General features: G+C 36.8%; 13 protein-coding genes. 6 read left to right on the forward strand and 7 right to left on the reverse strand.

Annotation, left to right across the window (positions count from 1 at the left end; genetic code table 11):
• Positions 1 to 171: 171 nt before the first annotated feature.
• Positions 172 to 2,121, forward strand: a complete 1,950-nt coding sequence (locus BUC06_RS12835; protein ID WP_073334413.1) for a M4 family metallopeptidase — start codon at positions 172 to 174, stop codon at positions 2,119 to 2,121.
• 69 nt (positions 2,122 to 2,190) lie between these two features.
• Here the strand turns inward: BUC06_RS12835 and hemH are convergent, their stop codons facing one another.
• From hemH to BUC06_RS12850, 3 genes are read right to left on the reverse strand one after another with little or no spacing between them, the layout of a single operon-like run.
• Entirely contained in the window at positions 2,191 to 3,219 is a 1,029-nt protein-coding gene (gene hemH / locus BUC06_RS12840) for a ferrochelatase (protein WP_073334414.1), read from the reverse strand.
• Between the two features lie 11 nt (positions 3,220 to 3,230).
• On the reverse strand, positions 3,231 to 3,767 hold the full coding sequence (locus BUC06_RS12845; RefSeq protein WP_073334415.1) for an NADPH-dependent FMN reductase: 537 nt from the start codon (positions 3,765 to 3,767) through the stop codon (positions 3,231 to 3,233).
• A gap of 9 nt (positions 3,768 to 3,776) precedes the next feature.
• A complete protein-coding gene (locus BUC06_RS12850; RefSeq protein ID WP_073334416.1) occupies positions 3,777 to 4,655 on the reverse strand; it encodes a NifU family protein in 879 nt (292 codons plus the stop codon).
• Positions 4,656 to 4,843: 188 nt separating this feature from the next.
• Here BUC06_RS12850 and BUC06_RS12855 point away from each other — a divergent pair, with 188 nt between their 5' ends.
• Entirely contained in the window at positions 4,844 to 5,371 is a 528-nt protein-coding gene (locus BUC06_RS12855; RefSeq protein WP_073334417.1) for a gamma carbonic anhydrase family protein, read from the forward strand.
• Between the two features lie 318 nt (positions 5,372 to 5,689).
• Here the strand turns inward: BUC06_RS12855 and BUC06_RS12860 are convergent, their stop codons facing one another.
• Complete coding sequence (locus BUC06_RS12860; RefSeq protein WP_073334418.1) at positions 5,690 to 6,139, reverse strand: hypothetical protein; 450 nt, start codon at positions 6,137 to 6,139, stop codon at positions 5,690 to 5,692.
• An 82-nt stretch (positions 6,140 to 6,221) separates the two neighbouring features.
• On the opposite strand from BUC06_RS12860, the gene BUC06_RS12865 reads away from it, so the two are divergent.
• Positions 6,222 to 8,354 (forward strand): helix-turn-helix domain-containing protein, encoded by a 2,133-nt coding sequence (locus BUC06_RS12865; protein ID WP_073334457.1) that lies wholly within the window; start codon positions 6,222 to 6,224, stop codon positions 8,352 to 8,354.
• 36 nt (positions 8,355 to 8,390) lie between these two features.
• Here BUC06_RS12865 and BUC06_RS12870 read toward each other — a convergent pair whose 3' ends face one another.
• A complete protein-coding gene (locus tag BUC06_RS12870) occupies positions 8,391 to 8,831 on the reverse strand; it encodes a hypothetical protein (protein WP_073334419.1) in 441 nt (146 codons plus the stop codon).
• Between the two features lie 330 nt (positions 8,832 to 9,161).
• Here BUC06_RS12870 and BUC06_RS12875 point away from each other — a divergent pair, with 330 nt between their 5' ends.
• From BUC06_RS12875 to BUC06_RS12885, 3 genes are all read left to right on the forward strand, one after another.
• Positions 9,162 to 10,166, forward strand: a complete 1,005-nt coding sequence (locus tag BUC06_RS12875; RefSeq protein WP_073334420.1) for an LLM class flavin-dependent oxidoreductase — start codon at positions 9,162 to 9,164, stop codon at positions 10,164 to 10,166.
• A gap of 67 nt (positions 10,167 to 10,233) precedes the next feature.
• Positions 10,234 to 11,355, forward strand: a complete 1,122-nt coding sequence (ribB, locus tag BUC06_RS12880; protein ID WP_073334421.1) for a 3,4-dihydroxy-2-butanone-4-phosphate synthase — start codon at positions 10,234 to 10,236, stop codon at positions 11,353 to 11,355.
• A gap of 108 nt (positions 11,356 to 11,463) precedes the next feature.
• Positions 11,464 to 12,045 (forward strand): Crp/Fnr family transcriptional regulator, encoded by a 582-nt coding sequence (locus tag BUC06_RS12885; RefSeq protein ID WP_073334422.1) that lies wholly within the window; start codon positions 11,464 to 11,466, stop codon positions 12,043 to 12,045.
• A 142-nt stretch (positions 12,046 to 12,187) separates the two neighbouring features.
• On the opposite strand, the gene fmt is transcribed toward BUC06_RS12885, so the two are convergent.
• On the reverse strand, positions 12,188 to 13,132 hold the full coding sequence (fmt, locus tag BUC06_RS12890) for a methionyl-tRNA formyltransferase (RefSeq protein WP_073334423.1): 945 nt from the start codon (positions 13,130 to 13,132) through the stop codon (positions 12,188 to 12,190).
• A 251-nt stretch (positions 13,133 to 13,383) separates the two neighbouring features.
• Positions 13,384 to 15,291, reverse strand: a complete 1,908-nt coding sequence (locus BUC06_RS12895; RefSeq protein ID WP_073334424.1) for a RecQ family ATP-dependent DNA helicase — start codon at positions 15,289 to 15,291, stop codon at positions 13,384 to 13,386.
• Between the last annotated feature and the right edge of the window lie 73 nt (positions 15,292 to 15,364).

Here is a 15,364-nt window from a genome sequence, read left to right on the forward strand (position 1 = left end):
AATTATTGTTTGTTTTGATTAAATTATTTTTAGGTTAATGATCTTTTTAGGAAAAATGATAATTGGATTTTATGTATTCATATTTTAATTTGCTTATTATTTGTTTATTTATTTTATCATTTTGTTGTGAATAATTCCTAAATTAGTTTTAAAATTTTAACAAATATTATTATGAAAACGAAATTTATTCTGGCAGTAAGCGTTGCAGCTTGCTCCTTTGCTTTTGGACAAGAAACTCCATCAAAAGTAGTTCCGGGTAAAAGCGGACTTCATGCAGAATTTTTGAGATTTGATAAAAGTAGTCCCGATTTTAAGGGAGCTCCTGTTTTATTTGATGAAGCTTCGCAAAGACTGTCAGCAGGACAGTCTCGCAAGTTGGGATTGGAAAAAGATAAATTGGGCTTTGAAACCCATAGATTTCAACAAACCATCAATGATATTCCTGTAGAATATGGAATGATGGCCGTACAGACCAAAGGAGGAAAAATTGTGGGAGAAACCGGGAAATGGATTCTTAAAATACCGGCCACTATAGAGAAAAAAGCAAATATCTCTGAAAGTACGGCATTGCAGAGTGCTTTATCTTTTGTAGGAGCTGATTCTTATAAATGGCAGAATAAAGAAGAAGAAGAATTTATAAAAAAAGAATCTAAAAATAATGATGCAAGTTTTGCTCCAAAAGGAGAATTGGTATACTATTCGGATCCTTCAGATGAAAAGATAGGAGATCTCAAGCTTGCCTACAAATTCGATATCTATGCAGAAAAACCATTAAGCAGACAATATGTTTTTGTGGATGCCAAAGATGCTAAAGTTTTAGGAACTAATGCTTTGATTCATGAAACCAATGCTCCGGGAACTGCTACAACAGGTTACAGTGGAAACAGATCTATTGTTGCCGACTCATATAATGGAAGTTATAGATTAAGAGAAACCGGAAGAAATGGAGGAACTGCTGTAGAAACATACAATCTTAAAAAAGGGACCAGCTATGCATCAGCTGTAGATTTTACAGATACCGATAACAATTGGAACAACGTAAATACAAATAAAGATCAATATGCTACTGATGCCCATTGGGGAGCTGAAATGACTTTAGATTATTTTTATACCAAATTTGGAAGGAAAAGTATAGATAATAATAATTTTGCGATTAAATCTTATATTCATTACTCAACCAATTATTTTAATGCATTTTGGGACGGTTCCAGAATGACTTACGGAGACGGTAGCTCTACGACAAACGGAGGTAAGCCTTTAACCGCTCTTGATGTTTGCGGCCACGAGATTACCCATGGTTTGACTACTAAAACCGCAAACCTTGCTTATCAAAGAGAGTCAGGAGCCTTAAATGAAGGATTTTCTGATATTTTTGGAAATACAATAGAACGTTGGGCAAGACCAACACAAGCAAGCTGGAAATTAGGAGAAGATTTCAGTTATGTAATCAGAGATATGGCCAATCCTAATGCGTATAGCCAACCGGATACTTATTTAGGAACCTACTGGAAAGCTACGACAACATCGGGTTGTTCAACTCCAAGCCAATCCAATGATTATTGTGGAGTACACACGAATTCCGGAGTCCTTAATTTCTGGTATTACTTACTGGTAACCGGAGGAACAGGCACCAATGATAAAGGTTTTGCTTATAATGTGTCAGCAATAGGAATAGATAAGGCAGGAGCCATTGCTTATAGAACACTGACCAATTATCTTACTTCTTCTTCCACCTATGCTAATGCAAGAACTTATTCACTTCAGGCCGCTGCAGATTTATACGGTGCCGGAAGTAATGAAGTAACACAGGTGACCAATGCCTGGAATGCAGTAGGTGTTGGTGGCGGTACTTCGGCAGCAGGAAAAACAGCTGCAGAGGCTTCACTGTATACCATCAGTCCAAATCCTGCAACTGATAAATTTACGGTTCAGTTCGAAGGAAAAGAAGGAAAAGGAATTGTAGAATTGGTGAGTCTTACCGGAAAAAGAGAGATTTCTGAGAAATTCAAAATGACCGACGGTTTAAATAAAGTAGATATTCAGCTTCCATCTGCTATACTTTCAGGAGTATATATTGTTTTGGTGAACGGACAAAAAGCAGGAAACCTGATCAAAAAATAAACTTTAATATATTTAAAAAAGGGGCACAAAATTCATTTTGTGCCCCTTTTGTTTTATGTATTGAAGAAATTAGACCAGATAAAAATCATTCAGCTTTTCTTCGCACAGTATTTTTACAACATCAATCCAGCGGTCTTCATCATTCAGACATGGAATATAGTGGAAACTTTCACCACCTCCATGCTGAAATTGTTCTTTACCCTCCACTGAAATTTCTTCCAGGGTTTCAAGACAGTCAGAAACGAAGGCCGGACAAACAATAGCCAGATTTTTCACTCCCTTTTTAGGAATTGTTTCTAAAGTCTCATCCGTATAAGGCTCTATCCATTTGTCTTTTCCTAATCTCGACTGGAAAGAAACAATGGTTTTTTCTTTGGGAAGATTTAATTTTTCAATAACAAGGCTGGTCGTTTTATAACATTGATGACGGTAACAAAACTTATGGCTCGGGTTACTGTCTCTTGAGCAGCAGTCATTAAGATTACAGGTATGGGTGGGATCTGTTTTGTAGATATGCCTTTCCGGAACACCATGATAAGAAAACTGCAACGCATCGAAATTTTCAGGAAGTTTTTCCCTGATACTTTCTGCGAGACAGTTGATATAAATATCTCGGTTGTAAAAAGGCTGGATATAAGTAATCTTTACCTTCGGGAATTTCTTTTTTCTTACCTCTTCAGCCTTTTCAATGACTGTTTCCGTTGTACTCATCGCATATTGCGGATACAATGGGAAAAGAACAATCTCGGAAACTCCCTGATCAACTAATTTCTGAATTCCTGCTTCAATGCTGGGCTGAGCATATCTCATTCCGATTTCTACAGGAACATCAACGATTTTCTGAAGTTTTTTCTGAATTTTTTGAGTAATGACAATTAAAGGAGAACCTTCATCCGTCCATACTGTTTTATAAGCTTCTGCAGATTTTGCTGGTCTTGTTTTAAGAATAATTCCCTGAACCAACAATGCCCGGAAAAACCAACGGTAATCAATCACCTTTTCATCCATCAGGAATTCGTCAAGATATTCCTTTACATCATTGACCGCCGTTGATCTTGGCGATCCCAGATTTACCAGTAAAATTCCTTTTTTAGCCAATATTTTTAATTTTAATTATGTGAAACAGCGTTTTCAAAATCTGTTATCAATGTTGATACTCTGGCAAAGGTATTATTTTCAACCAAGCCATCGTTAAATTTCCCCTTTATACCTTTGATTAAAAGCTGATGCTGATCTTCTATTGTCGCCCCCAATGTTTTCAAAATCATTATTAATTCTTCGTGCCCTTTTTCTCCGTTGGCAGATGCCGTAATTACAGCAACTGGTTTTTCGGAAAAAAGAGTAGTGGAAACGCACCATTCCAATAAGTTTTTCAACCTGCTGGGAATACTGAAAATATATTCCGGAGTAGAAAATACAACCCCTTTTGAATGTTCGATTTCCTTTCTGATCTTCACTACTTCATCCGGAATATCCGTATCAGTTAATGAAGTATCAAAATGTGGAAGTGTAGAAAGATTATCATACAGATGGAAATTAATATCCGTATCTGAATGTTTTTCCAGAACCTGTTCCAGTAATTTATGATTGCTTGAATGTTGTGTAGCACTTCCAACAATGATCAAAATCTTCTTTCCGGATATCATTACGATTAATTATCCGTTGACAGCTTCCACTCTCTCTACAAGATCCGGAACGAATTGTTTTAGAATATTTTCAATTCCGTTTTTCAAAGTAGCGGTAGAACTCGGACATCCTGAACAAGCGCCCTGTAAAAGCATTTTAGCAGTTTTGCTTTCCTGATCGTATTCCATCAGGGAAATTTTTCCACCGTCGTTTTCTACTGCAGGAGCTACATATTCATTTAAGATATCTGAAATTTTCTGCTCATCATCTGTATAATCTCTGTTGATGATTTTTTCAACAGGATTTTCATGTTTCTGAGGTTCGATCGTTGAAATTTCGCCTCCGTTCTGAAGATATTCAGCAATGAAACCGCGAACAGCCATCATCACCTGATGCCATTCTACAGAATCATCTCTTGTCACGGCAACAAAATTATCAGAAATAAAAATTTCCTTAGCGAAATCAAATTCATTAAAGATCGCTTGTGCTAAAGGAACTCCTTCCGCAGCCTCTACTGATTTTACTTCCACAAAACCGTCAATAAGCATTTTGCTGGAAACAAATTTCATCGCATTAGGATTAGGCGTCATCTCTGCATAAATCTGATACATTTCCTTCTTTTTCTGAAGGTAAATTCTCGGATTAGCCAATAATTCATCCTCAATCACATTTTTAAGGCTGTCAGCTACATGTTCCCATTCTATTGTATCCTGCTTTGCAATCGCTACAAAATTTGCAGTAATGAAAATTCTTTCCACAAAAGGATAATTGAAAAGTTCCTGGGCTAAAGGAATTTCTGAAATATCTGAACTTCTGTCCAACTCTAAAGAGCCCGGGATCAGGTTATAATCCGCGACAAATTTCATCACTTTCGGGTTTTCAGTTGGTTCTATAAGTATCGTACGCATTTTTTCGTTAAATTTGAGATACAAAAATACGCAATTAGAAATTAGAAGTTGGAGATTAGAAATTAGATTTTTGCTATCACACTCATTTAGAAATAAAAATTCAGGAGTTAGAGAATAGAATTTGGAAATTGGCGGAGCAGAAGTATAATCTTCAAATAAACTGAATTTCAAATCATCAAATTAAAACTATGGCAATTGTAAAAGAACTTTTAGGAAAAAAACCTCAGATAGGAGAGGATACTTTTTTGGCAGAAACGGCAACCATTATCGGAGACGTTACCATGGGCAAAAACTGCAGTATCTGGTATAATGCAGTAATCAGGGGAGATGTAAACTACATCAGAATGGGCGACAAAGTAAATGTTCAGGACAATGCAATGTTGCACTGTACCTATCAGAAATATCCTTTACACCTTGGAAATAATGTGTCCATCGGCCACAATGCGATTGTTCATGGATGCACCATCAAAGATAATGTACTGATCGGTATGGGTGCTATTGTGATGGATGATTGTCTGGTAGAGGAAAACTCCATTGTAGGAGCAGGTTCAGTAGTAACGCAGGGGACTCATATCAAATCAGGAGAAGTGTGGGGTGGAGTTCCTGCAAAAAAAATTAAAGATATTTCTGCCCAGCTATTGGAAGGAGAAGTGAACAGAATTGCTGATAATTATGTAAAATATTCTTCCTGGTATAAGGAGAATCTTGAAGCTTAAGAATAGGAGAATATTAGGTTTTGAGAGCGTAAAAGGATTTGAGAGTGAATGAGCTCAGTGATTAATGGTTGCTATTCCAAGTAGCAGAAAATTTTTGAATTAATGACCTGAACATCTCAAATCTCATGTATGAAATCTACAATCTTATTTCGTGACCTTCTTCAGCATTTATTCGCGAAGTAAAATTCACATTAGTTTCAAAATAATAAAAGCTCCATCCTGTCGATAGAGCTTTTTTTGATCCTTAGTATCAACTCCTGAGTGAGTTTTGTTGCTGATTCAACCGGATAGATAACCTTTGCTTTGATTTTTACTTTTTTATTGTTCTGCCGTGATGAGCAATGCTTTTCCTGCAATACATTTGATAGAAGTAGGAGGCATCACTATCATACAGTCAGAAGTGATATTGTACTTCTCGTTGAAGGTTTTTACTTTTTGGGTATAGTCCTCAACTCTTGGTAAAAAGGTAGCTTCAATTTTTTTTGGATAGGCGATATACTGCTGAGGTCCTCCGCAGGCTTTGGCTCCCATGGGCGCAAATGTCCAATCAGAAGCAGTAGTACATTTTTCTTTTGAGACTTCAGATTCAATAGATGCTTTTAATTTATCCAGCTGAGCCTGTTCATATTTCTGGCTGTCTTCATCGGCAGGTCTTTCGGAGATATCTTTAGGAAGATTGGTATTGACGTTCTTGGATGTATTACATGAAACCAAGGTAAGTGTAGTGCATAATGCTAGTAATGGAATATTGATGAAAAATTTTTTCATTATAATTTCTTTTCTGTTAAAGAATTTTCAAAAGTTATGCCAAGGTAACAAATTCAAATTCATTTTCCGTAATTTTGGAGCCGTGAACAATCATTTTTTTGACTTAATAGAGCATACGAACAGAAGCGTTTTTCTTACAGGAAAAGCAGGAACCGGAAAAACAACTTTCCTTAATGACTTTGTAAAGAAGACAAGGAAAAAGTATATTGTGGTAGCGCCTACGGGAATCGCCGCAATCAATGCCGGAGGAGTAACCATCCATTCTATGTTTGGCTTGCCTTTAAGGACTTTTTTACCGACTACAGACCGTATCGATGGCAGTTTGGCAAATAATATTGCTGATCTGATGCCCCATTTCAAATACAGAAAAGATAAGCTTAAACTTTTAAGAGAAGTAGAGGTTCTGATTATTGATGAGGTTTCTATGCTCAGAGCGGATGTTCTTGATATGATGGATTTTTCACTGAGATTTATCAGACGAAACAATCAGAGATTTGGTGGCGTTCAGATGTTGTTCATTGGAGATCTTTATCAGCTGCCTCCCGTTGTAAGGGATGAACATATTTTAAAGATCTGCTACCAGTCTCCTTTCTTTTTCGACAGTCATGCCGTTAAAGATATTCCGCTGCTGACTATTGAACTGACTAAAGTGTACAGACAGTCGGATGAAAAATTTCTGGATATTCTGAATGCGATCCGTGACGGTGATGTAGCCAATATTAATTTTGATGTTCTGAACGAAAGGTATGATCCTGATTTTAAAGCTGGAACTGATTCCTATGTTTATCTTTGCTCACACAACAGGATGGCCGATGAGATCAACCAGCAAAAACTGGAGGAAATTGATCTGACAGTGAAAACTTATGAAGCCAAACTTTTTGGTGATTTCAAGGAAAACCAGTTTCCCAATGAACAATTTTTAGAATTAAAAGTGGGCGCACAGGTGATGTTCATCAGAAATGATATTACCGGAGAAAAAAAATATTTCAACGGAAAGTTGGGGGAAATTATCTCACTTGATGATAACGAAATCAAAGTCGTTCTTGATGGAAGCGAAAGAGAAATTGTTGTAAAAAGAGAAGTCTGGGAACAGAAAAAATATTTTCTGGACACTGAAAAAAATATCAAAGAAGAGGTGCTCGGAAGCTTCGAACAGTTCCCGATCAAACTTGCCTGGGCGGTTACCATTCACAAAAGTCAGGGATTAACGTTTGATAATGTCATTATTGATGCCGGAAAAAGTTTCACCGCAGGACAGGTTTATGTAGCTCTGTCAAGATGCCGAACGCTGGAAGGGATTGTTTTAAAATCCAAAATCACTCCTGAGGTTATTTTTAAGGATAACAGAATTCTGCAGTTTCAGGGAAATACTTTTGCCAATGACAATGTAGAAGCGATCCTGAACCGTGAAAAATATGATTACAGCATCAAGAAAGTTCTTCGTACGGTAAACTGTCTTTGGTTCCTGCATGAAGTAGAAGAGTGGAATAAGCTTTCTATCACCACCAAAAGCATTGATCATGTCAAAACCAATCAACTTTATCTTCAGCTGAAACATGAAATTGTTAATCTTGGAAAAATTTTCGAAAAACTGGAAAGGGTTATTTCACAGAAGGTTAATAATTTCATTGAGAACAAAGAAGAATGGACCGAAATTGAAACTAAAACCAAAGGTGCAGTAAATTTTTTCTTTACCGAAATCAGGGATAAAATCTTCAATCCGTTGAAGGAGTTTTATGCTGAAGTTAAAGGAACAAAAGGCTTAAAACAATACAATGAAGAATTCAGAGACTGGCTGGAGGATACTGAAGAGTATCTCAACAATCTGAAAGAAGCTCATTTACTGGAAACTAAACTTTTAGATGAAAAAAACGATAAAGAAATCAATTTAACGATCGCGAAAGTTCCTTCTCAGGTCCTAACTTTTCAATTATTCGAGCAAGGAAAAACCATCGGTGAAATTGCCATGGAAAGAGGCTTGGTCAAAGAAACAGTAATCGGGCATTTAGCAAAATTTGCAGAGCAGGGATTACTCGATATTTCAAGAGTCATTACCTCAGATAAGATCAAAGCATTTGAAGACCAGTTCTACAAAAATCCATTTGAAACTTTAACGGAATGGAAAAATGCATTGCCGAATGATTTTGAATTCAATGAAATCAGGATTTTGATCAATCATTATACTTTTAAAAAAGAGAAGAATGATTCGATATAACAAAAAAGACTGTCCCAAAAGAGAGACAGTCTTTTTTTATTTGTTTAAGAGATCCTGATTGACCCTATATCCAACGATCTTGATATCTCCGTTTTTATCTTTCTCCATAGAAAAAGTTTCTTCTGTTTTGGCCATACCTCTTTTGACATTGTATACCAACAGATACTCACTTTTGGCATTAGATCCTTTTATAATAAGAGTTTCCCATTTTACCAAATCATATTCTTCAACCCTCCCTATATCATTTTGAGTAGTGTTGATGATCTGAAGTAATTTTTCCTTGTCTGTTACTTCAAAAAACTTATCACCGAACAGGTTGTAAATTGTATCCAGATTACCTCCGTATTTTAGTTCCCAAAAGAATTTTTGTGAGATTTCTTCTGCATCTTTTTTATCTTCCTCACGGTTTGAAAAGGTTTGGTTAAAAGAACAACTGATCAGAAGAAAAGAAATAAGAATAAGATATATTTTTTTCATGGGAATTTTTTTTATTAAGTAAGCTTCGGTTTTTATGGAAGATTTACAAATCGAATTTAAGTTATTTTTATTTTACCTGTAAAGCTCAGATCACTTTCAAATATACAAAATGGATTGTACTTTTAAGAATTCAATTTGTGTAAACAAAATCATTGACAGAGAAATTTAATTCCGATAGTTTTTTCTCACAACACCGATCAGACTTATCAATTACAAAAAGTAACTAATACAGATGATATGGTTTAAATTTGTATGGTTTTTAGAACCTGAAATTTAAAATAATGAAATTGAAAGGAGATTTTTGATCCCCTTTAAAACAAATATCTTGATATGAAAAATTTTGAAATATCGGTGCTGGACCTTGCTCCCGTAAAGCAGGGAAAAAGCATTCACGATACCTTTCAGGACAGTTTATCTTTAGCAAACCATACTGAACATTTAAATTATAAAAGATTCTGGCTGGCCGAACATCACAATATGGAAAGTATTGCTAGCTCTGCGACCTCCGTTCTGATCGGCTTTATTGCCAACGGAACGAAAACAATACGAGTAGGATCAGGAGGAATTATGCTTCCCAACCACAGTTCACTGGTTATTGCCGAACAGTTTGGAACCCTGGAATCTCTTTTTCCGGGAAGAATAGATCTCGGTCTGGGAAGAGCTCCTGGAACTGACGGACTTACCGCTCAGGCTTTAGGAAGAAATCCTGCGATCATCAACCAGCAGTTTCCAAGACAAATTTTAGAACTTCAAACGTATTTTTCAAAGGAAAATGCTGATGCTTTGGTCCGTGCGATTCCTGGAGAAGGTCTGGATATTCCATTGTATATGCTGGGTTCCAGTACAGATAGTGCTTGGCTGGCTGCTGAACTTGGGCTTCCGTACGCTTTTGCAGGACATTTTGCTCCGGAACAGATGGAAATGGCGTTTAAAATTTACAGAGAGCATTTTCAGCCTTCAAAACAGTTGGATCAACCTTATATTATGGCTTGTGTCAATGGTGTGGCAGCAGAAACGTCTGAAGAGGCTCATAAAATTTCTACGACATTGTTTCAGGCCTTTATCAATATCGTAAGAAATGACCGTAAACCTTTTGCCCCGCCGGTAGATGATATGGATGATATCTGGTCACCAATGGAAAAATCAATGGTGCTTCAGAAACTAAGATATACGTTTATAGGAGATCAGGCAGAAATTGAAGAGAAGATGAAAGATTTTCAGGAAAAATTCAATGTGGACGAATTGATTATCAATTCACATATCTATGATCATCAGAAAAGACTGAGATCTTATGAAATTTTCAGAGAGGCAAGCAACTCTTTATCCAAAGCCTAACAAACCCTCTATATTAATTGGCAGATGCTTATTTTTATAAGTATCTTTGCACAAATAAAAAGTAAACATGTCTGATATTAAATTAAATACTATTCCAGAGGCTATTGAAGACCTTAAAAATGGTAAAATAATCATAGTAGTAGATGATGAAGACAGAGAAAACGAAGGAGATTTTCTTTGCGCTGCAGAATTGACGACGCCGGAAATTATCAATTTTATGGCACTTTATGGAAGAGGACTTATATGTATGCCCCTTCCTGAAAAAAGATGTGACGAGCTTGGTTTGGAAGTCATGGTAAGCAGAAGCAGTGATCCTAAGGAAACCGCTTTTACCGTTTCTGTTGACCTTCTTGGAAACGGAACCTCTACAGGTATTTCTGCCGGAGACAGAGCCAAAACAATTTTAGCTTTGATGGATGAAAAATCCAAGCCGACAGATTTCATGAGACCCGGACACATCTTCCCGCTTCGTGCAAGAAAAGGAGGTGTTTTAAAAAGAGCAGGACATACTGAAGCTGCTATTGATCTGACTCAGTTGGCAGGTCTGAAAGAAGGAGGAGTGATCTGTGAAATTATGAACGATGACGGAACGATGTCTCGTTTGCCTGAGCTTCACGCTTTCGCTCAAAAGCATGATATGAAGATTGTTTCTATTGAAGATCTGATCCACTATCAGCTTAAAAAAGGAAACCTGATCGAAAGACTGGAAGAAAGAAAAGTAAAAACAGCCTATGGTGAGTTTGATTTCTATGCTTTCAGAGAAACCTCTAACGACCAGATCCATTTTGCCCTGACAAAAGGAGCATGGACGGTTGATGAGCCTGTTTTAGTAAGAGTTCAGTCTTCAGATTCTTATTTCGATGTGTTGACAAGACTTAACAATGGTGAGAAGCCTTTATTGGAAAAAGTAACCAATATGGTGAATGAAGCAGGGAAAGGAGCTGTTATTTTCATCAATAACGTTTCAAATTCTGAAAATACATTGAGAAAACTGCAGCAGTTCATGAATTATCAGGACGGGCAGGAGCAGCATCCTACTTTAGCTTACAACTACAGAGATTACGGTATCGGAACACAGATCCTGAAAAATCTGGGAATCAATAAATTCAAGGTGATTACTCAGAATCCTAATATTAAGCCCCAGGTTGGAGGATATGATGTAGAGGTGACCGAACTGGTTCAGCTGTAAAAGTGAATTTTGAGTGGTCAGTAGCATACCAATACTACAGATCATTTGTAGAAATATAATCAATAAAAAGGTTTAGGATTTTTCTAAACCTTTTTTTATTTTTAAGCCATGATAGAGTCCTTAAAGAAACACATCAGGGAGTACATTGAAATCTCAGATGAGAACCTCGAGAAATATTGCAGTGCTTTCAGTCTTCAGAAGATCAGGAAGAAAGATTTTCTTTTGAAAGAAGGAGATATCTGTGAAGCTGAAGGATTTGTGATGAACGGGTGTTTCAAAGTTTTCCGTACAGACAGCAATGCAGACGAGCAGATTCTTTATTTTGCAGTAGAAGACTGGTGGATCTCAGATATCGACAGTTTCATTAATCAGATTCCGTCACAGCTGAATATCCAGGCTATTGAAGACAGTGAAATTCTTCTCATTTCAAAAGAAGACAAAGAAAAGCTATACCAGGAAATCCCTGAAATTGAAAGGCTGATGAGACTTAAATTTCAAATGTCCATCATTGCCCTTCAACGAAGAATTATTGATAATTTAAGCAAGCCCTCCGAGGAACGTTATCAGGATTTTTTGAAAAAGTATCCCAAAACAGCCCATCGTCTTACCAATATTCAGATTGCTGCCTATTTGGGAGTTACTCCTGAATTTATAAGCAGAATCAGGAGGAAAATGGTGAGTAAGAATTGATCAGGAGAAAGATATCAGATTTTAGACACGAGATGGGAGAATCTTTAGGTTACAGAGAAAGGACTTTAGCAATAAATCTACCAACGGGTAATAACAAGCAGCTAATCTTCGAAACCGAATCTCATACTCTGAAATCCTTCAACTAAAACTTTATTTCTTCAAAGTTTCTGAACCCATTCAGAAAATCCTTTACCGTCATTCTTTTTTTGCCTTCAAGCTGAAGTTCCAGTGGGAAATACAGACCGTCTTCCGTATAAATTTTGAATTCATTTTTAGAGATGTCCAATGTTCCGGAAGGTTTTCCATGATCTGAAATCTCAAATTTTCCAGCAAATATTTTTAATCCTTTTTCTTCTTCCCCAATTTTGATCGTAGTGAATGCAGCAGGATAAGGTGACATCCCAAGAATAAATTGATGAACTGTTTTTGAAGAAGCTTTCCAACTGATTCTGGTGTCTTCTTTAAAAATTTTATAAGCATTTTTCGGATGCTCCACCTGAGGTTGAGGTCTTTCCACGATGGCATTTTCTGCAAGGCCATCAAGTGTTTTTACCACTAATTTTGAACCCATTTCCATTAACCGGTCGTGAAGACTTCCTGCATTTTCGTCCGGTAGAATTTCAAGTTCTTCCTGAAGAAGGATATTCCCCTCATCAATTTTTTCATTGATAAAGAAGGTGGTAGCCCCTGTTTTTTCTTCACCGTTAATTACTGCGTAGTTGATAGGAGCTGCTCCTCTGTAATCAGGAAGAAGGGAAGCGTGAAGATTGAAAGTTCCCAGTTTAGGCATTTCAAAAAGAACTTTTGGCATCATTCTGAAAGCCACCACTACAAAAACGTCAGCATCCAGTTTTCTCAGTTCCTCTAAAAATTCAGGATTTCTTAACTTTTCCGGCTGGAAAACAGGAATATTATTTTCTGAAGCATACACTTTTACAGGAGACTGATTGATCTTCTGCCCGCGGCCGCTGGCTTTATCAGCAACAGTAACAACCCCTACCACTTGATGTTCTGACTGATGGATAGCCTCCAAAGAAGTTTTTGCAAATTCCGGAGTTCCTAAAAAAACGACTTTCAATGATTTCATAGCACAAAGATAAGGGTTTTTGGGAGAGTTTTGGAATTGGAGGGTTTTAGGATCGGAGAGTTTTATACTTTAGAGTGTTTTAGTTGCTGGTTGGCCGTTACTGGTTCCAACCATATACCTCTTATCCCAATCTTGATTACCATAAGCTAATCTAAACTCCTTTTTTACCATAATTTGTCTGAAATCTGCTGTCTAAGGTTCATCATTCATTTGCGAAGCAAAATTCACCATTGCTTATCACTCATTACCCTTTACTCATGATTCAGTGCATACGTTCTGAAATTCAGCATTTTTATTTTTCCAGCATCCAAAAGGAAGATCAGATTTTCTAGAATGTTATTTTTAGAATGGTAGTTCAGCTGTACAGAAAGATCTTCAATGGTTGACGGTTTTTTAGCCAATAAATTAATGATCTGTTGGGAAATATTTTTTCCAAAGATGGACTGTTTATTTTTTTCACAGACTGAACACTGGCCACAATTCTTCGTATTCTTTTCGCCAAAGTAGGCGAGAATAAGTTTCATTTTACAGTAATCATTATTTTCTATGAAAAACTTTATTTCTTCCCATTTCTGGATCTTATTCTTTTGAATGTGTTCAAAGAGTTTCCAGTACGCTGCATTGATGGCTCTTTCGTCACGAGGTTTTAGAAATTTTATGCTTGACAGGGCTCCGTCCACATACTCAAGATAATTTTTCTGCTGCAATTCTTTCAGCCGCTCTTTGATCAGAGGAATGCTCACTCCGATCTTATTGCTAACCTGTTGCTCACTGAACATCACCTTATGGGTAGTGATTCCTGATATCGTACGAAGCAGAAGCTCTATGAAATAAGCGTCTTTCTGTGGTAATTGGTCTATTTCATCTGCATTGAAAAGAAGCTCCAGTGACGACAGGCTTTTGTTGTCGTTATGATAAATGATTTCCTGATTATGAAGGAAATTAAGAACGTTACTGATCTTAGCTTTCGATAATCTTGTGAAATTTTGTATTCCCTGAGTATTCAGCTGGAAAACTTTTTCCGGTAGCTCATATTCTGCCACCTGGAAAATGGAGTAGAGGTAGGTGATAATCTTTAAAAACTCTGCCTTGTTTGGAATTTGGTTTTTCAGGATGTCATCAAAATTAAGGAGTTCCTGTTTGTTCCAGAGAAGAAATGCAAAACTATCCTTGCCGTCCCTTCCTGATCTTCCGATTTCCTGGTAATAATTCTCTAATGACGGGGCAGGAGAGTAGTGGATCACAAAGCGGACATTGTCTTTGTCTATTCCCATTCCAAAGGCATTGGTTGATATCAGAACCTGATTATCGCTTTGATTCCAGATATTCTGTCTTGTATTTTTCTCTTTTGTCGTTAAACCCGCATGGAAATAATCTACATTTTTTACCTGATTTTTTTTTAGAAACTCTGCCAGCATTTCCGCATCCTTTCTTGTCCTTACATAGACAATCCCTGAATCATTGTTGTGCTTCAAGATATCCAAAACACGTTGAAATTTGTCAGAAACTTCATCCATGAAAATTCTGATATTATCTCTTTTAAAACTTTTCTGGAAAACAAAGGGCTTTTTAAGTTCCAGTTTGTTTTTAATCTCTTCCAGCACTTTGGGAGTTGCAGTAGCTGTTAAAGCCAAACATGGAATCTTTGGGTTGTTTTTCCTGAATTCTTTAATATTCTGATAGCTTGGGCGGAAATCCTGACCCCATTCTGAAATACAGTGAGCTTCATCTACCGCAATAAAAGACAACTGAATTTCTTCAATATTCTGCAGAAATTGATTATTCGTCAATCTTTCAGGAGAAACATACAACAGCTTGGTAAGTCCGTCTTTACAACGGTTATAGACTGCTTCTGCATCATATTCATCCAGTTCGGAAGATAAATAATCTGCTTCGATACCGCGATGCTTCAGCTGGCTCACCTGATCTTTCATCAGGGCAAGCAGGGGAGAAATAACCAGACAGGTTCCTTCCTTTAATAAGGCAGGCAGTTGGTAGCAAAGTGATTTTCCAGCACCGGTTGGTAAGAGAACGAGACTATCTTTTTCATTGATGACTGCATTAATGATCTCTTCCTGAGAATCTCTGAAACTGTCATAGCCCCAAAAAAACTTTAGGGTATCATATTTTAATTTTTGGAAATCCTGCTGAGAAATCATAAGGTAAAAGTAATAAAAGTATTACAACAAAAAAAGCCGTGCAAGGCACGGCTTTGATATATTTACTGCTAAA

The sequence above is a fragment of the Chryseobacterium carnipullorum genome (assembly GCF_900142785.1).
Taxonomy (GTDB): domain Bacteria; phylum Bacteroidota; class Bacteroidia; order Flavobacteriales; family Weeksellaceae; genus Chryseobacterium; species Chryseobacterium carnipullorum.

Bases quoted from the DNA above. Each gene is read 5' to 3' on its own strand.
- BUC06_RS12835 (WP_073334413.1), top strand. From the start codon at position 172: ATGAAAACGAAATTTATTCTGGCAGTAAGCGTTGCAGCTTGCTCCTTT.
- BUC06_RS12845 (WP_073334415.1), bottom strand. From the start codon at position 3,767: ATGATATCCGGAAAGAAGATTTTGATCATTGTTGGAAGTGCTACACAA.
- BUC06_RS12850 (WP_073334416.1), bottom strand. From the start codon at position 4,655: ATGCGTACGATACTTATAGAACCAACTGAAAACCCGAAAGTGATGAAA.
- BUC06_RS12855 (WP_073334417.1), top strand. From the start codon at position 4,844: ATGGCAATTGTAAAAGAACTTTTAGGAAAAAAACCTCAGATAGGAGAG.
- BUC06_RS12860 (WP_073334418.1), bottom strand. From the start codon at position 6,139: ATGAAAAAATTTTTCATCAATATTCCATTACTAGCATTATGCACTACA.
- BUC06_RS12870 (WP_073334419.1), bottom strand. From the start codon at position 8,831: ATGAAAAAAATATATCTTATTCTTATTTCTTTTCTTCTGATCAGTTGT.
- BUC06_RS12875 (WP_073334420.1), top strand. From the start codon at position 9,162: ATGAAAAATTTTGAAATATCGGTGCTGGACCTTGCTCCCGTAAAGCAG.
- ribB (WP_073334421.1), top strand. From the start codon at position 10,234: ATGTCTGATATTAAATTAAATACTATTCCAGAGGCTATTGAAGACCTT.
- BUC06_RS12885 (WP_073334422.1), top strand. From the start codon at position 11,464: ATGATAGAGTCCTTAAAGAAACACATCAGGGAGTACATTGAAATCTCA.
- fmt (WP_073334423.1), bottom strand. From the start codon at position 13,132: ATGAAATCATTGAAAGTCGTTTTTTTAGGAACTCCGGAATTTGCAAAA.
- BUC06_RS12895 (WP_073334424.1), bottom strand. From the start codon at position 15,291: ATGATTTCTCAGCAGGATTTCCAAAAATTAAAATATGATACCCTAAAG.